Origin of the sequence: Ruminococcus sp. (assembly GCF_019423705.1) — a bacterium.
GTDB lineage: Bacteria > Bacillota > Clostridia > Oscillospirales > Ruminococcaceae > Hominimerdicola.
The window spans coordinates 84,675-105,075 of sequence record NZ_JAHZAX010000006.1 but is presented as its reverse complement, the minus strand read 5'-3'; the positions used below and the strand labels follow the sequence as shown (position 1 = coordinate 105,075).

The following is a 20,401-nucleotide window of genomic DNA, read 5'->3' as shown; positions in this document are numbered from 1 at the left end:
GTGCGGTGCTGCCTTAAAAATATAACGGCGGACGCTGTTTTCGGAAAATGCAAAGATATATTTATCATTTTTGTGTTTTTCGGAGACGGCGTTTTTTTGTTGGCGTTTGGACGTGGGCGGTATTAGGACGAAAATAGACTATCGAAAAAGGTGGCAAACCAGCGGGCGACCGCAGGTCGCCCTTACAAGTTACGGGGGGATATTATGAGTATTTTTGAGCTTTTATTGACGGCGTGCGCTTTGGCTGCGGACGCTTTTGCGGTGGCAATGACGAACGGGTTATGCGTTAAGCACAAGAGGTTGAGGGCGACTGTTATGGGCGCTGTTATTTTTGGGCTGTTTCAAGGGCTAATGCCTACTATCGGCTATGGGCTGGGAATGAATTTTGCGAGGTATATCGAGCGGTACGATCATTGGGTGGCGCTTATTTTGCTGGGGTTTATCGGGTTGAATATGATATGCGGTGCCGGCAAGGGCGATGGTGTGGCGGATATCCAAGTGCTGACTTTCGGGGCTGTGCTGGTGCAGGGCTTTGCAACCTCTGTGGACGCTTTGGCGGTGGGGGTGAGCTTTGCGGCGCTTGATGTGAACATTGTTTATGCGGCGGCGTTTATCTGCGCTGTTACGGCGTTGATAGCTTTTGGCGGCTTTGTTATCGGGCACAAATTCAGCGGCAGGCTCGGAAGCAAGGCGCAGATCGTGGGCGGTGTGGCGCTTATTATGATCGGTTTCAAGATATTTGCGCAGCACGTTTTTTGATGATTATTTATGCAAAGGCGACCGTTTTGCTAGGGAATTGTGCGGTATGTATAAATGAAAACAGGGTGATTTGTGCAATATTTGTTTAAATGATTTGTTTGATTAATATAAATGTGTATGGTATCTGCGATTTTATGAACTTTAAATTAACAAATAGCGGTTATAATGTTCATAAACAAGCCATAAAATAAGTGTATAATAAATCACGTGAATTTTTAGACAGGTGTATAAAATCACGATTAATGTATAAACTTGCGATAAGTGTAAAAACTTATGATAGGTGTAAAAAGCAGGTGGTAAAATGAAAAAGCTTTATATTTTTGACCTTGACGGAACTCTTGTGAACTCTATCTTCGACCTTGGGGACGCTATGAACGCTGTACTTGAAAAGTACGGTTATCCAACGTTCGGGTATGACAGCTACAAGCATTTTGTGGGCAACGGCACGCTGAAGCTTGTTGAAAGGGCTTTGCCTGAGGACAAGAGGACGGAGGAGAACATCAAGGCGTATCACGCTGAGTTTTCTGAGGAATACAACAAGCGCTGCGTCAGCCGCACGAGGCCTTACGAGGGCATTGGGGAAGTTATCGAGGCGCTGAGGGCAGAGGGAAAGCTCACGGCGGTGGCTTCTAACAAGCCCGACAAGTTCGTCAAGTACATCGTTGGGGAGATATTCAAAAACGGTGAGTTCGATATGGTGGCAGGAAAGAAGGACGGCGTTCCGACAAAGCCTGCGCCGGACATAATCTATAATATTCTGGAGACGCTGGGCGTTAAGGCGCAGGAGGCTGTTATCATCGGCGATTCGGACGTTGACGTTATGACGGCGAAAAATTCGGGGCTTCAATGTATCGGCTGCCAATGGGGATTCAGAGGCCGTGAGGAGCTTGAAAGAGCTGGGGCTGACTTTATTGCGGCAAAGCCTGCGGACATTTTGAAAGCGAATATTTGATAGGAAATACCTTATATAACATAAGGCAACACCGCACAAGGCACGCCTAGCGGCTTTGCACGCAATCTGCTTGCAGATTTTCCGCCATATTGCACAGAAATTTCTTGACATACGACAGTATGCCTGCAAAATTTCTATACAATCTGACGAAAAATCTGACTGCGCATCTTACGCACAATCCTTGTGCGGTGTTGCCTTAAATGAATAATAAAAACGGAGGAACATCAATGAGTTTTGTAATGAATGATTTTTACAAGAGATTTGTAGACGAAGAGCTTGACAGCGAAGGCGGACTCAAGAGCTTTAAGCTCAAGCTGGCTGACAATTTCAACTTTTCTTATGACGTTATAGACGAGCTTGCAAAGAACGTGCCTGACAAGGTGGCAATGCAATGGGTCAACGAAGAGGGCGAGGAGCACCTTTTCACTTACAAGGATCTTTCTGAGAAGAGCAGTCAGGTGGCTAATATGATGCTGGCGCACGGCGTAAAGAAAGGCGACTTCGTTATGGCTGTCCTCAAGCGTCATTATGAGTTCTGGTTCTTGGCTTACGGTCTTATGAAGATCGGCGCTATTCTTGTGCCTGCTACTTGCCAGCTCAAGAAGAAGGACTATGTTTACCGCTTTGACGCAGCTTCTATCTCTTACATCGTTGCAACGGCTGAGGACGATGTTCCGAATCAGGTGGACGGCGCTCTTGAGCAGTATGACGGTATGAAGCAGAAGTTCATCACACACGGCGCAAAGGAAGGCTGGATAGACTTCCTCAGCGAGATGGACAAGTTTCCTAAGACTTTCGACAGGATAGAGACACACGTTACAGAATCAATGCTGATGTATTTCAGCTCGGGCACGACAGGTTATCCTAAGATGGTGCTTCACAAGTATTCACTTGCTGCGGCTCATATCATCACGGCTAAGCATTGGCACCACCTTGACGAGAATTCTCTGCACCTTACTGTTTCTGAGACAGGTTGGGCAAAGTGCGCTTGGGGCAAGATGTACGGACAGTTTATCTGCGGTGCGACAACTTTTGTTTATGACTTTGACAGATTTATCCCTGCAAACGTGCTGAAGATCATTCAGGATTACAAGCTCACATCATTCTGCGCACCTCCGACAATGTACAGATTCTTCATCAAGGAAGGTATCGAGAATTACGATCTTTCTTCACTCAAGTACAGCTGTATCGCAGGCGAGGCGCTTAACCCTGAGGTATTCAACAGATGGTATGAATATACAGGTCTCAAGCTTATGGAAGGCTTCGGACAGACTGAGGGCGCTGTGCTCATCGGCAACCTTTACGGAATGGAGCCAAAGCCGGGTTCAATGGGCAAGCCAACACCGCTTTACAACATCGGTATAGTTGACAGCGAGGGCAAGCCTGTTAAGGTCGGCGAGACAGGTGAGATCGTTGTTTACGCTGAGAGAGGCGAGAACCCAGCGCTCTTCAAGGAATATTACAGAAACCCTGAGGCAACGGACAACGCTTGGAGATTTGGTATGTATCACACAGGCGATACTGCATATATGGACGAGGACGGTTATTACTGGTACGTCGGCAGAACGGACGACCTTATCAAGGCTTCGGGCTATCGTATCGGACCTTTCGAGATCGAGAGCATCCTTATGGAGCACCCTTCTGTACTCGAGTGCGCTGTTACTGCCGCTGACGACGCTATCAGAGGCAAGGTAGTAAAGGCGACGATCGTTCTTGCAAAGGGCTACACAGGCACACCAGAGCTTGCAAAGGAGCTTCAGAACTACGTTAAGCAGTCTACTGCTCCTTACAAGTATCCAAGAATAGTTGAGTTCGTTGACGAGCTGCCTAAGACTATCAGCGGCAAGATACGCCGTGTTGAGATCAGAGAAAATGACAGCAAGAAGAACGGATAAGATCTGAATATCAATGCGCAATGCCTTGGGTGTTGCGCATTTTTTGTTTGGTATAATAATTTGTGGAATATGGCATATGGTTTGTTGCTTCGACGGGCGAACGATGTTCGCCCCTACTGGTAGGCAGGGTGAAAAAACTTAGGCATGTAAAAAAATGGGCTGTCGGGGACGCCAGCCCCTACATTTTATTGACTTGATGGCTTAAATTGTGGTATAATAGCATTGTATTTTATCAAAGTTGTTGTATAAGACTTTATGCGCACTCTGTACGGTTTAATGCTATGTATGGTTTAAAGTCTGTCTGCTCTTCGGGCTACTATGAGGGTCGCCCGAAGTACAGCGTATGCGAATTAAAAAAGGAGAGTTTAATACAATGCAGGCTGTTTATGAGTATCCGCCGAAGTTGTCCAGGTCGGAGAGAATGGTCAAGGCGGCGCACGATCTTGAGGAACATAAGAAAATGCAGCGGAATATGTACAAGAACCTTGCGCTGGGGGCGGTGATAATCGCTATCGGCATTGTGTTCGTTAAGGTCACGGCGGTGAAGATACTGCTTGTGTTGCTGGGGCTTTGCAACTGTTCTGTGGGGGGGCTTATGTACTGGTATTATGCGCTTTCACGGGACGCTGAGGTGTACACTCGCATTTATGACGATCACATCGAACATTCTCAGCGGCAGGGGCTTTCTAAAAGCTATCTGCATATCTGCCTTTATTATGACGAGGTGGAGCGGTCTTATCAGACCAACAAGGGCAGGCTTGTTTGCGTGCTTAAAAGTGTTGAGCGGTCGAGCTTCAAGCTTATGGACAAGGCAGGCGTTGAGAAGGTTTTTGTGCCCAAGGAGGGAAGCATTGCGCTGAGCTTTCAGGACACAAAGGGCAAGCTTGTGCTTATAAATGATTTTTACGAGCAGATAGGCTATCCCCACAAGGAATATAACAAGATCGAAGATGACGACGATTATTATTCTGAGGAGGATATGAAGTGGGATAAGCTTCATAAACACGGATTGTAAGGCGGATATTACACATTTTGGTCGTGCGGTCGATAGTCAAAATAGATGTTGAATAACGGGCGACCACAGGTCGCCCCTACATTTATGACACGCAATCTGCAAATAAGATATTTATGCAGATATGTTTAATTGTAAAATTTTTATTAAACCGCTTGAAATTACGGCGGTGATATGATATCATCATACTATATACTATAAGTAAACACTATGACCGAGAGAGTAGTTTTGCTATGGGGTCTTCAGAGAGAAACGGCGGCGCTTGGGCGTTTCCTGAAAGCTGTTTTATATCCCTGCAAGGTGAAGTTCACTTGCGAGTGGTTGTGCCGAATGAAATTTTTCTAGTAAGCGCAAACGCAGCGTCTGCGTTAAAGACGGGGGAGTGTTGGCTCTTTTAACTAATAGGTGGTTCAAACAAGCTTTTTATGTCTTGTCCTGTTTAGTCGGGGCAGGGCTTATTTTTTTACAGGAGGAAAAGCAATGAAGGAACAGTTGAAAAGCATTGACGAACGTGCAAAAGAAGAACTTTCGCATATTGACGACGCCAAGCTGCTGGAGGATTTCAGAGTAAGATTTCTCGGCAAAAAGGGCGAGATCACGGCTATTTTGAAGCAGATGGGCAAGCTTTCCGCAGAGGAGAGACCTGTTATCGGTCAGCTTGCTAATAAGGTAAGGGCTGATATCGAGACGGCGCTCACAAAGCGTAAGGAAGAGCTCAAGACCAAGATGGAGCAGGTAAGGCTCACAGAGGAAGCTATCGACGTTACTCTGCCGGGCAAGAAGGCCAAGATCGGCAGACCGCATCCGCTGAACGCTACTCTTGAAGAGGTCGAGGAAGTGTTCCTCGGAATGGGATTTGATATCGTTGACGGTCCTGAGGTAGAGACAGATCATTACTGTTTTGAGGCGCTCAATATGCCAAAGTCTCACCCTGCAAGAGATACACAGGATACATTCTATATAAACGAAAATGTGGTTTTGAGAACGCAGACTTCTTCCGTTCAGATAAGAACGATGGAGAAGAGAAAGCCGCCGATCAGGATCATCTCTCCTGGAAGAGTTTACCGTTCTGACACAGTGGACGCTACACATTCACCGCTGTTCCACCAGATAGAGGGTCTTGTTGTTGACAAGGGCATCACTATGGCTGACCTTAAGGGTACGCTGGAGCTTCTTATGAAGCGTCTTTACAGCGAGGATACTCAGATAAGACTTCGTCCGCACCATTTCCCATACACAGAGCCTTCTGCTGAGGTCGATCTTATGTGCTTCAACTGTCACGGCGAGGGCTGTTCAATGTGCAAGCAGGATGGCTGGGTAGAGCTTCTCGGCGCAGGTATGATACACCCTAAGGTGCTTGAGGGCTGCGGAATTGACCCTGAGGTTTACAGCGGTTTTGCATTCGGTATCGGTCTTGAAAGAATTACTATGGGCAGATACAACATCAATGATATGAGACTTCTCTATGAGAATGATATGAGATTCTTAGAGCAGTTCTGATGAATGAAGATTTAAAGAGCAGCTTGCTTTATAAAAAGCTACTGCCGTCGAAATTCGGTTTTGCTTCAACGGGTATGTGGATAGTTTTTCTTATACTTATGGGGCTTTTGATAGGCTTTTGCGGAGGTTCTGCCTGCGTGGGAGCTTATGAGGACGAGGGCGAGACTTCGGCGCTGCTGCTGGGCGTGATATTTGCGGTGCTGTACGGCGCAATGGTGGCTGTCGGTATCAGAAGCATTAAAAAGCGCAAGGAACGTGACTATGGCAACGCAAGGCGTTTGGAGCAGTTTGACCGTGTGATCCTTGACAGGCTCGAGGGTCAGATAAGTGTTGCACCGATGAGGTACAAGACGCTGTATCTGCTGGACGGATATATGTATGTGCCAAAGGCTAAGCTTCTTATAAGATACTGCGATATCAGAGAGCTTAAAACTGTTTTGCACAGCACCAACGGCACTAACGACGGTATGAGGTTCGAACTTGTGGATAATTACGGCTGCAAGTATTACATAAGAATAAAGCAATGGAAGCAGTTCTACCTTGAGCGGCCGATGTTTTTGGCGGAGCTTGAGGAGAGGACTAAGGCTGCTTATCAGATATGAATAAGATTGATACGGAGGAATATATAAATGGATCTTTCAATGAAATGGCTGGCAGACTATGTTGACTGCGATATGCCGATCAAGGATTTTGTTTCCGCTCTGACACTTTCCGGCTCTAAGGTAGAGTGCTATGAGCAGGAGGGCGAAGCTATATCCAACGTTGTTGTGGGCAAGGTGGTATCTATCGAGCGTCACCCTGACTCTGACCATATGTTTATCACAATGGTTGACGTTGGGGAGGAAGAGCCTGTTCAGATCGTTACAGGCGCACAGAACGTTCACGAGGGCGATTATGTGCCTGTTGCAAAGCACAAGTCGTCTGTTCTTCACGACGGCAAGCAGGTCAAGATCACAAAGGGCAAGCTTAGAGGCGTGGCTTCAAACGGTATGCTCTGTTCACTTGGTGAGCTGGGACTTTCTGTTCACGATTTCCCATATGCTACCGAGGACGGCATTTTTATCCTTGGGGACGACTGCGACAAGACTGTCGGCAAGGATATCCACGAGGCTATCGGATATAACGACACGACAGTTGAATTTGAGATAACATCAAACAGACCTGACTGCCTTTCTGTTATCGGTCTCGCAAGAGAGACCGCCGCTACATTCGGCACAGAGCTCAAGGTAAAGAAGCCTGAGTTCAAGGGCATTGACGGCGATATCAACGATATGCTCAAGGTAAAGATACACAATACTGATCTTTGCAAGAGATATATGGCAGGTATCGTTAAGAACGTTAAGATCGGTCCTTCGCCACGCTGGATGAGAGAGAGACTTAGAGGCTGCGGCGTTAGACCTATCAACAACTTTGTCGATATCACAAACTATGTTATGCTTGAATATGGCAGACCAATGCACGCATTTGATCTGAGATATGTCAAGGACGCATCAATAAACATCAGAAACGCAAAGGCTGGGGAGACTATCACCACCCTTGACGGCGAGGTAAGAGACCTTTCTGAAGAAATGCTCGTTATCGCTGACGCTGAGAAGCCTGTTGCAGTTGCAGGCGTTATGGGCGGCGAATACAGCGGAATTATGGACGACACAACTACTGTTGTATTTGAGTCGGCTTGCTTTGACGGTGCAAGCGTTAGAACCACGGCTAAGAAGCTTGGTATGAGAACAGACGCTTCCGCAAGATATGAAAAGGGTCTTGACCCACACGAGTGCTATGAGGCTCTTATGAGAGCGTTCCAGCTTGTTGAAGAGCTTGGCGCAGGCGAGGTCGTTAAGACTTATATTGATGAAAATTACGAGGACGAGACGCCAAAGACTGTTGACTTTGACCCAGCTTGGATAAACAGATTCCTCGGTACTGAGATACCTGAGAGCGAAATGGTGGAATATCTCACAAGACTTGGTTTTGAGATCAAGGACGGCAAGGTAGTTTCACCTTGGTACAGAGTTGACATTGCCTGCAAGGCTGACGTTGCAGAGGAAGTTGCAAGACTTTACGGCTACAACAAGATACCGAACACTATCGTTAGAGGCGTTGCGCAGGCTCAGCTTACAGCAGCGCAGAAGTTCGACAGACAGCTTCAGAGATCAATGCTTGCAATGGGTCTTAACGAGATATCAACATTCTCATTCATTTCGCCAAAGTATTTTGACAAGATAAATCTTCCTGCTGATTCTGACCTCAGAAAGACAGTTGTTATCACGAACCCACTTGGCGAGGACACAAGCGTTATGAGAACGACTATTATCCCGTCAGTCTGCGAAGTGCTTGCAAGAAATTACAGCTATCGTAATCCTGAGTGCTATATTTTCGAGAGAGGCAACGAGTATATCCCTGTTGAGGGCGAGGTGCTTCCTAACGAGCCTGAGAGACTTGGCTTTGGCTTCTATGATACTGAGACAAAGGCTGATTTCTATGATATGAAGGGCGTTGTCGAGGGTCTGCTTTCAAAGGTCGGCGCTCAGAAGGTAGAGTTCGAGAAGGCAACAAAGGACTGCAAGTTCGACGAGTTCTATGCTTTCCACCCAGGCAGAGTTGCAGTTGTTAAGGTAAACGGCGAAGAGGTCGGCATTTTCGGCGAGCTTCACCCGAGAGTTCTTGAGAACTATGACATCGACGTGAGAGCATATACAGGAAAGATCAATGTTCCTGAGCTTATGGCAAGCTGCGTTGCACAGAAAACTTATAAGCCGCTGCCTAAGTATCCGGCAACAACGAGAGACCTTTCTATCGTTTGCGACGACAGTATCCCTGCTGCACAGCTTGAAAAGGCTATAAGCAAGGCTGTTGGTTCGATACTTGAGAAGATCACGCTCTTTGACGTTTACAAGGGCGAGCAGATCGAAAAGGGCAAGAAGTCTGTTTCATATTCTATCTCAATGCGTTCACACGACGGCACGCTCACGGACGAGCAGGCTGACAAGGCTATGAAGAAAGTTCTTGAAGCACTCAAGGAAATGGGCGCAGAGCTTAGAATGTAAAATTATTATCAACAACTTTGTACAATGTGCATAAATTTTTAGTTAGCACTTGTTATTTGAGTACAAATGGAGTATAATAATAACAGGCGATCGCCAAAGATACATTAGCAAAGGGGCTGAGCAGAATGCTTGAACATACGATGGAATTCTCAGTACAGCACGACAAGGAAGCTGAACTGAAAAAGACGCTTACAATAATCTATGACGCTCTGAAGGAGAAGGGCTATAATCCTATCAATCAGATAGTTGGTTATATTCTTTCCGAAGACCCGACATACATAACCACATACAACAATGCAAGAAGCCTTATCCGTCATATCGACAGGGATGAGCTGCTTCAGGCTTTGGTGAAGTCTTATCTTGAGTCATAAATTGTGGAATTGTTAAGTTGATATATTTGAAAGGCGGTAGATATTACCGCCTTTTTTATTTTGTAACCCTCATTTTTCTGAACATACTATTAGCAGAAAAGGAGGTACGGACATATGAAGCTTAAAACTATCGGGGCGCTTGCCCTTAGCGTGGCAATGCTCAGCGCTTGCGGTCGGACTGTTATCGTCAAGGATGGAGGCTCTTCTGAGGGCAGCTCGGCTATTGTGGAGCCTGTTATCGTTGGCAAAAAGGACGTTAAAAAGCTCGATCTTTCGGGGCTTTCTCACGATAAGGTGGGCTACGGACAGGGCGTTCAGGTGGACGATCAGAACAGGACGACTGGAGCCCTTGATTTCAATGCAAAGTACGGAGAACTAAACGCAAAAGCTATCAATGAGGACGGAAAGATATATCTCACATTCGATCAGGGGTATGAGAACGGGTATACTGAAAAGATACTTGACGTACTGAAAGAGAAGGACGTCAAGGCAACGTTCTTTCTTTTGCAGGATTATGCAGAGAAAAATCCCGAACTTGTTCAGCGAATGATCGACGAGGGGCATATTGTGGGCAACCATTCTGTACACCATTATTCTATGCCCACACTTGGGCAGGCGGAATGTGAAAGTGAGATAATGGACTTTCACAGGTATATGAAGGAAAATTACGATTACAATATGACGGTGTTCCGTCCGCCGATGGGTGAGTTCTCGGAATTTTCGCTGGGCGTGACAGCGAACTGCGGTTATGAGACGGAGCTTTGGAGCTTTGCTTATGCTGACTGGGACGTTAATAATCAGCCCGACGAAGGGGAAGCGCTTCAAAAGCTTGTTAAGGCGGCGCACCCGGGGGCGATCTATCTTTTGCACTCGGTATCTAAGACAAACACCGATATTCTTGCGGACTTTATTGACGGCGTGAGGAAACAGGGCTTTGAGTTCGGTTAAGGTGTTGTTAACAGAATTTGTATTTATTCTGGGCGGTTTGATATCGCCCATACATATTTTTGCAGATATTGCCTAAAAGGCGGGTATATTGTAGCTGATTTGTAATAGGTTTTTGTATTGACTTTTTGTTAAAAGTGTGTTATATTTTAAATACAGATAAGATTTATTGGGGGTAGTGTACCCATAGAGACAAAAGTTTATGCTTTTGGTTATTTCTAAGGAGGAAATGAAATGGTAAAAAATAAAGTGCTCACACCTGTGCTTGCAGGCGTTCTTGGACTTAGCATCGTAGGTTCGGGCGTTGGCTATTATTTCGTAAACAAAAACAGCGATAATGGCAATACTGAGGGCGGCAAGGCAAAGCTCACGCAGGTGGCTGACAATATAAACAACACTCTTGACAAGGCTGAAAAAGCTGTCAAGGGCAAGCTCGATTTTGCTTACAACGCAAACGCTACTATCTCTTTCGGCGAGGGCTTCACTAAGGCGGCAGGTCTTGAGGTAGCGCCTATTTCCGTTACAACTGTAACAAAGCAGAAGGGCAACAACACGGGCGTTGATCTCGCAGTTTCATATAACAGCAAGAACCTTGTTTCGGCTAACGCTGTTTATGGCAGAGACGATAACAAGGCTTATGTTCAGGTGCCTGAGCTTTCTGACGGCTATCTTATGCTGGACGTTTCAAAGGTAGAGGACGAGCTGAAGTCTCAGCTTGCTGGACAGGGCATTGATCTTGACAGCCTGCTCAAGGACAACGGTTCTGACGACACGGCTGTTGATTTTGATACAGACGCATTTGAGAAAGACCTTGACGAGTATGAGAAGCTTATAAAGGACACGCTTCCGCAGCCAACAGAGGGCGACAAGCTTGAGGGCGATATTGACGGAAACAAATACAGCTACACAACAAAGGAATATGAGATCAGCGGACAGGACGCTCTCAACGTGATAAACGCAGTTCTTGACAAGGCTAAGACTGACGAGAACATCAAGAAGCTTTTTGATCAGTCGGGCATTGGCGACGCTGCAAGCACTACATATGAGGAGATCATTGAAGAAATGAGATCATCTATGGATTTTTCTGACGATGACCTCAAGGAGACTGTAAAGGTCGATGTTTACTACAACGGCGAGGATTTCGCAGGCTTTGCTGTTGATCAGGACGATGCAAGTGTTCATCTTTACACTATTTCTACTGACGATGTTCTGGCAGTAGATCTGGTTTATGACCTTGGTTCTGACGGCAAGATGTCAGTAAACGGTGCTCTCAAGACTGACGGCGACACGACCAACGGTAAGTTCACTGTCAACACAAGCGGCGCTGTTGCTTCGCCTATCGACATTGAAGAAAGCGGCTACATTGAGCCAACGATGGTGACAGGCGGACTTTCAGCTTCAAATGTTGAGGCTGAGATCACATTCAAGGATATCAAGACTGTTGAGGATACATTCACAGGCGTTATCAGAACTGACGTAAATGTTACAGACGACGGCGAAGCACAGTCGGGCTGGCTGGAGATCGCTTCCGCTTCGACTGCTGATAAGCTCGATCTTTCATTTGAGCTTGGCGTAAACGGTGAAAAGATGATGAACATTTCCGTTACAGGCAACGAGACAGAGGCTTCTGACGTTACTATGCCGACCAGCGACAAGATCTATGACGTTATGGACGACACACAGATGGACAATTATCTTTCAAGCTGCGACACAGACAAGTTCACAGCAAACTTAAAGGCTGCTCTTGGCGATGAGCTTTACAATTTGCTGACAGGCGCTGAGACTGACGCTTCATCGCTTATCGGCGGTGATTATGATTACGATGATGATTATGATTATGACGACAGCGATTTCAGCTATTTCGATGAGGACTATGATCTGAGCGACCTTGATCTCAAGACTGAGGATAACGCTTAAAACTATTAAGGCAAAAATATAAGAGAGACTGCAAATAATGCGGTCTCTCTTTTTTGTTGATTATTCAACTACACGGTAATTTTCAGCGGCTTCTTCTTTCTTGACATACTCGGTGACGTTGAGGACTTCAACCTTGACAGGCTTCTGTCCCATATTTATGGTGATAATGTCGCCGACCTTTACGTCATATGAAGCTCTTGCAATCTTGTCGTTCACAAGCACCTTGCCGGCGTCGCAGGCTTCGTTTGCAACTGTGCGGCGCTTGATAAGGCGTGTGACCTTTAAATATTTATCAAGTCTCATTTTATTCTCCTTCTAAATTTGTAATGTTTAATAAAAAAGACCTAACCGAAAAGGCTAGGTCTGAGCTGTGCTCTATGATTACTTGTTAACAGCGTCCTTAAGAGCCTTGCCTGCCTTGAATGCAGGGACCTTCTTAGCTGGAACCTTGATCTGCTCCTTTGTACGAGGATTGATAGCTGTCTTTTCAGCTCTCTCTCTAACCTCGAATGTACCGAAACCTACGAGGGAGATCTTATCGCCCTTTGCAAGTGTATCAGATACAGCGTCAATAACTGCTGCAAGTGCCTTTTCTGCGTCCTTCTTAGAATATTCGCCCTTTTCTGCGATCAAATTGATAAGTTCTGCTTTTGTCATTGTTTAATACCTCCAAATTATTTTTAACGAACAAAAAATTATTCATTGTTTTTAGCCTTCTGCCAATAAGCTTCAAGCTCATCTATGCTCAGAGCCGTCATATCAGACTCTTTTTGCCTTGCCATTTGCTCAGTTCTCTCAAAACGCTCAATAAAACGCTCGTTGACGTCCGTCAGCACTTCTTCTGCGTCAAGACCCATTTTTCTTGCGATATTCACGCAGGAGAACATTATCTCGCCAAGCTGTCTTGCGGCCTGGGTCTTATTATTCTCAAGGAGAGCCACCTCAAGCTGAGAGACTTCGCTTTCCATTGCGCCGTAAGCGTCCTTAGCGTCCTCATAATCGAGACCCGCTCTTGAAGCCCTTTTGCCGAGCTTCTGCGCTCTCATCAGAGCAGGGAAGTTCTTTGGCACGCTTTTAAGGGTATCGGTATAAGTTTCCTGTCCCTTGGTCTCTTTCTTGATATTATCCCAATTTTTCAGGACAGTATCCACATTATCGGCATTAACATCGCCAAAAACGTGAGGATGTCTGATGATAAGCTTCTGACAGATATCTGTGATAACTTCGTCAAGACCGAAATGGTTCTCCTCCGTTTCCAAAACAGTATGGAAAACCACCTGAAGCAGAACATCGCCCAGCTCTTCCCTCATCATTTCGGGAGAGTCGCAGTCGATAGCTTCCATAACTTCGTAGACTTCCTCAAGAAAGTCTTTTTTGATAGTTTTATGGGTCTGCACCTTATCCCAAGGGCAGCCGTTTTCGCTTCTCAGAATGACCACGATATCCACAAGATCGTTGATATCAAAGGCCGTTTTACCAAGCAATTCCTTAATTTTATCTTCCAAAAAACCAAGACCTTTCTAAAAGGGTGCTTATTAATAATAACCCATTTCGCTGAAAATTTCAAGGGTTTTACTGAATTTTTTTTGAAAATACTGATTTTACTATATTTTTCGGCGTTTCGCACAATAAATACAAACAAAAAGCGTACATTATGCTACCAAATAATATGCAAAAAAGGGTGGATAACCTTTGGTATTGCTGAAAAAACGGGGCTTTGGACATAACATCATATGAAAGCAGAGCTGTGACGGCGCACATTACGGCGGCGTAGAATGGTTTGAGGTAGAGCTCCGTCCAGCGGCACTTTGCGCTTGCAAGGGAATAAATGGTTTTGACTGAGCATATGCAGATAAAAATATTTGAAACTAAAGTTGACAATGCGGCACCGCTGATATTCACCATTGGCAGGGGGATAAGGACGATGTTCAGCGCAAGCTTTATTATGCCGCCGAAGAGCATTATGAGCACGGCGGTCTTTGGTCTGCCGAGGGTCTGCAATATTGCGAAGCAGGGGGTTGAAATGCCGAGGAAGATAACTGCTATGCCCAGTATCGCCATTGGCTGGGCGCAGACTGATATCTCCGTGGGGCGGCTGCCGAAAAGAAAGCAGAGAATGGGCTTTGCCAGCACAGCGATACCGAGGCCTGCGGGTATCGCGATGACGCTTGTTATCATCATCATTTTGTTGAGGTTCTCCTGCATTTGGGCTTTGTTGCATTTGGTGTAACATTCAGTCAGGGAGGGGAGAATGCTTTTGCCGAACATTGCGGTGAGCGTTGGCACAAGTCCGAAAACTGTTATGGCAAGTCCTGTATATGAGCCGTAAATAAAGTTCGGGAGCATTGAAAGGTCGAGACTTTGAGAAGTGAAGCGTGAAAAGCTTTCGGGGCTTTGGGCGATGGCTTTTGAAATGCAGGGATTTATGGTGAGCATATCTATCATATTTGCGAAGGTCGTGATAACGGAGATTAAGGCAATAGGTGCGCAGAATTTGCACAAGCGCTTTGCGGTATGGCTCAGAGGGTCGGTGAGTTTGTCGGCGGCGAGCATTTGCTTTGTTACGCCGTCGCCGTGGACACGGGCGCTTATGAAGATATAAAGGCAGGCAATGCCCGAGGCAAGGGACGAGCCTAAGATCGCTGCGGCAGAGATATAAGGCAGGGCGGCGGAAGCGGCTTGTTCGGCGGTGGGGTATGCTTTGCCGAAAAGCTCTCCCGTGCGCTCAAAATCGTCGGATATTTTATAGGTCAGGCCATAGGAAAAGCCGAGGCCTAAGAGCAGCTTGAAAAGGGTCTCGATTATCTCCGAGACGGCTGTGGGGGTCATATTCTGCAAGCCCTCGAAATAGCCACGCTCGACTGACATAAGGGTGCAGAATATCATCGAGGGGGCGACGCTTATTAGGGCGTACTTTGTGCTGGGCTCGCCGATGACTTTATCGGAGAGAAAGCCTGCGGAGAGTATCATAAGCAGGGCGGCGATAGTGCTTATGACGCCGAAAACAAGATATGCCGCACGTCTTGTTTTGCGCAGGTTTGAAAAGCGTTCGAGGGCGTAATTTTCGGCGGTGAGCCTTGCCATTGTTGATGGTATGCCCGAGACCACCACGGCGAATATTGGCGTAAAAACTGAAAACGCCGCCGAGAAATAGCCCATTCCTGTGCCGCCTAATAGATTTGTCAGCGGAATCTTATACATAAGCCCGAGGATCTTCGTTATGAGCACCATTGAAAGAAGTATGGCAGAGCCTTTTAAAAAGCTTTGTTTTTTCATTTTTAGTCTCGCTTTCTGTGTATTTTTCAATAGATTTTATGCGATGTTGGGGGCTTATAGTACAAGTCTTGGCGGCAGGCGGACAGGATAATGCACATATTTTGAAAAAAGTTTGCCAAAGCCCTTTATTTTTTGCGGCGGATATGTTATAATTGTCTATGTATCTATTATAGAAATTATAGAAAGAAAAAGAGGTAAAAAACTATGACTTATAATTTTTCAGAAAAGGTCTCACATTTGCAGGCTTCTGCTATCAGAGAGATACTCAAATTCACTTCTGATCCTGAGGTTATCTCATTCGCAGCAGGCAATCCATCTCCAGAGGCTTTCCCTGTGGCTGAGCTCAACAGGATATCGGAAGATATATTTAAGGAAAATCCTATCGGTGCGCTCCAGTACAGCCTTACAGAGGGTTACACTCCGCTGAGAGACCTTCTTAAAAAGGAACTTGAGAAAAAGGGCGAGTTCGACCCTGAGAGAGACGATCTTATCATCACAAGCGGCGCTCAGCAGGCAAACGAGCTTGCTTGTAAGGTTCTTTGCGATCCATGCGATATTCTTTGCTGTGAAGCGCCAAGCTTTATCGGTTCGCTGAACGCATTCAAGTCTTACAACGTTGAGCTGAGAGGTATCACACTTGAGGACGACGGCGTTAATATCGAAGAGCTTGAGGCGGCTTTCGCAACAGGCAAGGTAAAGGTATTCTACATCATCGCAAACTTCCAGAACCCGACTGGTCTTACAACTTCTCTTGAGAAGAGAAAGGCTATCTATGAGCTGGCTAAGAAATACAGCGTTATGATACTTGAGGACAACCCATACGGCGATCTGAGAATAAAGGGCGAGGCTATCCCTTCTATCAAGAGTATGGACAAGGACGGACTTGTTATGTATTCAAGAACGTTCTCAAAGATACTTGCACCGGGTCTCAGAGTTGGCTATATCGCAGCGCCAAAGGAGATCATCAGCAAGATCGTTGTCTGCAAGCAGGTTTCGGACGTTCACACAAATATTTGGGCGCAGATGCTGGCTTACAACTTTATGAAGGACAATGACATCAACGAGCACCTTGCAAAGCTCAGAGTTATTTACAAGCACAAGATCGAACTTATGGAAAGCGAGATCGAAAAGAACTTCTCATCAAAGATCACATTCACAAGACCTGAGGGCGGACTGTTCATTTGGTGCACACTTCCTGCCGGCAGCGATATGACGAGCTTCTGCAAGAGAGCTGTTGCTGAATACAAGGTAGCTGTCGTTCCGGGCAACGCATTTATGATAAGCGAATCTGACGAGACAACGTCATTCAGAATGAACTTCTCGACGCCTTCCGACGAGCAGATCGTTGCAGGCTGTGAGAAGCTTGGAAAGCTTTCAAAGGAAATGTTTGGTGATTAATAAATGAAAGCGCCTTTTACGCCCTTTCAGCTTGTAATGACGGTGGTCGATACGGCGGCGTTCATATTCTGTATGGGCTGTGACGGTTTTATGCTCATGGTCGGTGCAGAGGGGGCAGGCAAGCCTTTTGTGGTGAATATGATATTCTGCGGACTGTCGGCGGTGCTGTTTCTTGTGCTGGCGATGAACACGGGAATGGTCAATGTTTTCGGCGACAAGTTTGACGCTTCCGCCGACCCTGCGCCTGCGCTTTCTGCGGCGAGGACTTATTTCTGCCTGCTGTTTTTCGACCTTGCAGGAGTGCTTGCACTTATGCTGGCAGGTGCTCTTGGAGCGAGCTGGGCAAAAGCGGCGATACTTATTTTCGCACCTGTGGTATTTATCATTTCGGCGATAGTCTATTTCGTGCTTTCGGGCAGGATAGGGCTTGACGATTTTGCGGACGATGATACCGATGAACAGGACGGAGATACGCAATAACAATAAAAAGATAACTTATCGAAGGGAGGTCTGCTATGAAAAATGCTTTAAAAAAGGATACTTTGCGTGAGATAAAACATTCCTTTGGCAGATTTCTCTCGATATTTCTCATCGTAATGCTGGGCTGTGGATTTTTCGCAGGAATAAAGGCGACAATGCCCGATATGGTGGACACCGCCGGGGAATATTTCATCAACAACAGGCTTATGGATATGAAGCTTATGTCCTCTATCGGCGTGAAGTCGGAGGACGTTGAGGCGGTCAAGGCGGCAGACAACGTCAAGGGCGCAATGGCAGGCTATTCAAAGGACGTGTTCTATTATCACGATAATCAGAACCTTGTGCTCAAGTTTATGTCCTTTAACGATATCATTGACGACGACAGCGATAACAGGCTCAACACGCCTGTGCTTTTGGAGGGCAGACTTCCGAAAGAAAAGGGCGAATGTGCTGTTGAAGTTAAAATGAGCTCTCCCGATACTTTCAAGGTGGGCGGAGAGATAAAGATAAGCGAGCCCGATTCTTCAAAGGCCATAACTGACACCCTTGCCTGCGATACTTATAAGATAGTGGGCATTGTGGCTTCACCGCTGTATATAGGTTATGAGCGTGACGCAACGACTGTTGGCAACGGAACTGTTGTCAGCAATGTTTTCGTGACGGAGCGTGAATTTGTCTGCGATTATTATACTGAGCTTTATGTGAAGTTTGATGGCACGGAGGGGCTTGACCCATTTTCTGACGAATATAAGAATGCAGTTGAGGACAAGAGCAAGTCTGCCCAGCAGGCTTTTAAGGACAGCGTGAATGCACGGTTTGACAAGCTTTCCGCTGACGCTCAGGACGAGATAACCTCGGCGGAGGAAAAGGCGCAGCTTCTTGAGCAGGCTTTGGCTTGCGATGACAAACAGCTTGCAGGGCTGAAAGAGCAGACCCAGCAGAGCATTGAAGAAGCGCAGGCGGCTTACGACAAGGCTGAGGCTGACGGCTCGAGTTCAAAGTATCTTGCACGTTCACAGCTTTTGAAAGCGCAGCAGCTTATGGAGATAATCAACGGGCTGCTTGCGGACAAGACGGGCGGAACGACTGCGGCTTATGACGAATATTCTGCACAGCTTGAGGCGGCAAAGACTGAGATAGCAAGCGCAAAGGCGCAGCTTGAGGACACGAAAGATCCTGCTTTTTATCATTATGACAGGTTTGAAGCAAGCTCTGATTACAGTTCCTTTTATGGGGACGCACAGAAAGTTGATTCTATCGCAAAGGTGTTCCCTGTATTCTTTATACTTGTGGCGGCGCTCGTGTGCCTTACCACTATGACACGAATGGTTGAAGAGCAAAGGACGCAGATAGGCACTTACAAGGCACTTGGTTACAGCGCCGGAAAGATAGCAGGAAAGTATCTTTTCTATGCGGCGGTGGCTGCGGCGGCAGGAAGCTGTCTTGGCGTTGCGGTGGGATTGCAGCTTTTCCCGAAGATAATTTACAGCTGCTACAACATACTTTACAATATCCCGAATATCGACACGCCATTCAAGCCGATGTATATGCTGCTTTGTCTGTTGGTGTCGGTGATATGCACCTGCTCGGCGGTGCTTTATGCTTGCGTGAAAGAGCTGAGATCACAGCCTTCACAGCTTATGAGGCCAAAGCCACCACAGAGCGGCAGGCGTGTGCTTCTTGAGCGGATAGGCTTTATATGGAACAGAATGGATTTTCTTGCAAAGGTAACTGTAAGAAATCTGCTGAGATACAAAAAGCGTTTCTTTATGACGATCGTCGGCGTGGCAGGCTGCACGGCGCTTATCGTGACGGGTTTTGGACTGAAATATTCTATCAAGACCATTGCGGAAAAGCAGTTCAACGATGTGCTGCTTTATGACGGCGTTGTGGTGCTCAACACAACGGACTTTGACGAGGAACAGCTTGAAGATAAGATATCGGAAATAAGCGAGATAGACAAGTCGATGCTGGTGCAGTCAACAGAGGGCGTTGCGGAAAAAGGCAGTCAGTCCCAGACTGTTTCGATGATCGTGCCGCAGAGGGCTGAGGATATCGGCGATTACGTTGCTTTGCGTGATTCTGACAGCGGTGAGCTTCAGGACATAAAGGACGGCGAGGTCGTTATAACGCAAAAGCTTGCGACCCTTCTTGACCTTAAAGCAGGGGACGAGATAAACGTAAAGCTCAGCGGTCACGAGGACAAGAGTTTTAAGATAAGCGCAGTTATGAAAAACTATGCGCTGCATTATATTTACATCTCGCCAAAGACTTATGAAGATGTTTACGGCGAAAAGCCTGTTTACAACCTTTCTTTCGTTGATCTGAAAAAGGGCATTGACGAGAGCAATTTCAAGGAACAGCTTATCGCCAATGATGAGTTTTACGGAATGTCGTACAAGTCTGATTCGAGCAGGGGCTTTTTGAACTCTGTTGACAGCCTTGACGCTATCGTGGTGCTGCTTATCGTCTGCGCAGGCGGACTGGCATTCGTTGTGCTTTATAACCTTGCCAACATAAACATCACCGAGCGTGTTCGTGAGATAGCGACCATCAAGGTGCTGGGCTTCTATGACAACGAGACTTCGGCTTACATCTACCGTGAGAACATTATTTCAACGCTGCTTGGAATACTTGTGGGGCTTGTTGCAGGAAAGGTACTTCACCATTTTGTGGTGATAACCGCCGAGGTGGATATAGTGCTCTTTAACAGAGAGCTTGTGTGGTGGGCGTATGCGCTGGGTGCGTTGCTCACGATGGCGTTTGCTTTTATTGTAAATTTGGTTCTGCATTTCAAACTTAAAAAGATAGATATGGTAGAATCTTTAAAATCAGTTGAATAGACGGAGGTA

The 20,401-nt window shown here is 46.4% G+C and carries 17 protein-coding genes; 13 read left to right on the top strand and 4 right to left on the bottom strand.

The window, feature by feature from the left end; all coding sequences use genetic code 11:
• Nucleotides 1-204 precede the first annotated feature (204 nt).
• From QZ371_RS06560 to QZ371_RS06515, 10 genes are all read left to right on the top strand, one after another.
• On the top strand, nt 205-759 hold the full coding sequence (locus QZ371_RS06560) for a manganese efflux pump MntP family protein (protein WP_295210852.1): 555 nt from the start codon (nt 205-207) through the stop codon (nt 757-759).
• A gap of 301 nt (nt 760-1,060) precedes the next feature.
• The gene (locus QZ371_RS06555; RefSeq protein ID WP_295210851.1) at nt 1,061-1,711 is read left to right on the top strand and encodes an HAD family hydrolase; all 651 of its coding nucleotides are present in this window, start codon (nt 1,061-1,063) and stop codon (nt 1,709-1,711) included.
• A gap of 227 nt (nt 1,712-1,938) precedes the next feature.
• Nucleotides 1,939-3,606, top strand: a complete 1,668-nt coding sequence (locus QZ371_RS06550) for an AMP-binding protein (RefSeq protein WP_295210850.1) — start codon at nt 1,939-1,941, stop codon at nt 3,604-3,606.
• Nucleotides 3,607-3,949: 343 nt separating this feature from the next.
• Nucleotides 3,950-4,621: a hypothetical protein gene (locus QZ371_RS06545; RefSeq protein WP_295210848.1), complete on the top strand. Its 672-nt coding sequence runs from the start codon at nt 3,950-3,952 to the stop codon at nt 4,619-4,621.
• Between the two features lie 477 nt (nt 4,622-5,098).
• Complete coding sequence (gene pheS, locus QZ371_RS06540; protein ID WP_295210847.1) at nt 5,099-6,118, top strand: phenylalanine--tRNA ligase subunit alpha; 1,020 nt, start codon at nt 5,099-5,101, stop codon at nt 6,116-6,118.
• Nucleotides 6,118-6,720 carry a hypothetical protein gene (locus QZ371_RS06535; RefSeq protein WP_295210846.1) on the top strand — a complete coding sequence of 201 codons (603 nt, stop codon included), beginning with the start codon at nt 6,118-6,120 and terminating at the stop codon, nt 6,718-6,720. Before pheS ends, QZ371_RS06535 begins: the two co-directional genes overlap by 1 nt.
• A gap of 27 nt (nt 6,721-6,747) precedes the next feature.
• Nucleotides 6,748-9,162 (top strand): phenylalanine--tRNA ligase subunit beta, encoded by a 2,415-nt coding sequence (pheT, locus tag QZ371_RS06530; protein ID WP_295210844.1) that lies wholly within the window; start codon nt 6,748-6,750, stop codon nt 9,160-9,162.
• Nucleotides 9,163-9,287: 125 nt separating this feature from the next.
• Nucleotides 9,288-9,533, top strand: a complete 246-nt coding sequence (locus QZ371_RS06525; protein WP_295210842.1) for an IreB family regulatory phosphoprotein — start codon at nt 9,288-9,290, stop codon at nt 9,531-9,533.
• A 114-nt stretch (nt 9,534-9,647) separates the two neighbouring features.
• Nucleotides 9,648-10,481, top strand: a complete 834-nt coding sequence (locus QZ371_RS06520; protein WP_295210839.1) for a polysaccharide deacetylase family protein — start codon at nt 9,648-9,650, stop codon at nt 10,479-10,481.
• 231 nt (nt 10,482-10,712) lie between these two features.
• Nucleotides 10,713-12,395 carry a DUF6583 family protein gene (locus QZ371_RS06515; RefSeq protein WP_295210836.1) on the top strand — a complete coding sequence of 561 codons (1,683 nt, stop codon included), beginning with the start codon at nt 10,713-10,715 and terminating at the stop codon, nt 12,393-12,395.
• A 60-nt stretch (nt 12,396-12,455) separates the two neighbouring features.
• Here the strand turns inward: QZ371_RS06515 and QZ371_RS06510 are convergent, their stop codons facing one another.
• The 4 genes from QZ371_RS06510 to QZ371_RS06495 form a co-directional block, all read right to left on the bottom strand.
• Nucleotides 12,456-12,698, bottom strand: a complete 243-nt coding sequence (locus QZ371_RS06510; protein ID WP_295210835.1) for an RNA-binding S4 domain-containing protein — start codon at nt 12,696-12,698, stop codon at nt 12,456-12,458.
• 78 nt (nt 12,699-12,776) lie between these two features.
• Nucleotides 12,777-13,052 (bottom strand): HU family DNA-binding protein, encoded by a 276-nt coding sequence (locus QZ371_RS06505; protein ID WP_295210833.1) that lies wholly within the window; start codon nt 13,050-13,052, stop codon nt 12,777-12,779.
• Nucleotides 13,053-13,090: 38 nt separating this feature from the next.
• Nucleotides 13,091-13,900 (bottom strand): nucleoside triphosphate pyrophosphohydrolase, encoded by an 810-nt coding sequence (mazG, locus tag QZ371_RS06500; protein WP_295210831.1) that lies wholly within the window; start codon nt 13,898-13,900, stop codon nt 13,091-13,093.
• A gap of 67 nt (nt 13,901-13,967) precedes the next feature.
• Entirely contained in the window at nt 13,968-15,671 is a 1,704-nt protein-coding gene (locus QZ371_RS06495; protein WP_295210828.1) for a polysaccharide biosynthesis C-terminal domain-containing protein, read from the bottom strand.
• A gap of 204 nt (nt 15,672-15,875) precedes the next feature.
• Here QZ371_RS06495 and QZ371_RS06490 point away from each other — a divergent pair, with 204 nt between their 5' ends.
• The 3 genes from QZ371_RS06490 to QZ371_RS06480 are packed head-to-tail and all read left to right on the top strand — an operon-like array spanning nt 15,876 to nt 20,392.
• Nucleotides 15,876-17,069, top strand: coding sequence for a PLP-dependent aminotransferase family protein (locus tag QZ371_RS06490; RefSeq protein WP_295210826.1), 1,194 nt, complete (start codon nt 15,876-15,878; stop codon nt 17,067-17,069).
• Between the two features lie 3 nt (nt 17,070-17,072).
• Nucleotides 17,073-17,549: a hypothetical protein gene (locus tag QZ371_RS06485; protein WP_295210823.1), complete on the top strand. Its 477-nt coding sequence runs from the start codon at nt 17,073-17,075 to the stop codon at nt 17,547-17,549.
• A gap of 35 nt (nt 17,550-17,584) precedes the next feature.
• Nucleotides 17,585-20,392: an FtsX-like permease family protein gene (locus QZ371_RS06480; protein ID WP_295210821.1), complete on the top strand. Its 2,808-nt coding sequence runs from the start codon at nt 17,585-17,587 to the stop codon at nt 20,390-20,392.
• Nucleotides 20,393-20,401: the final 9 nt, after the last annotated feature.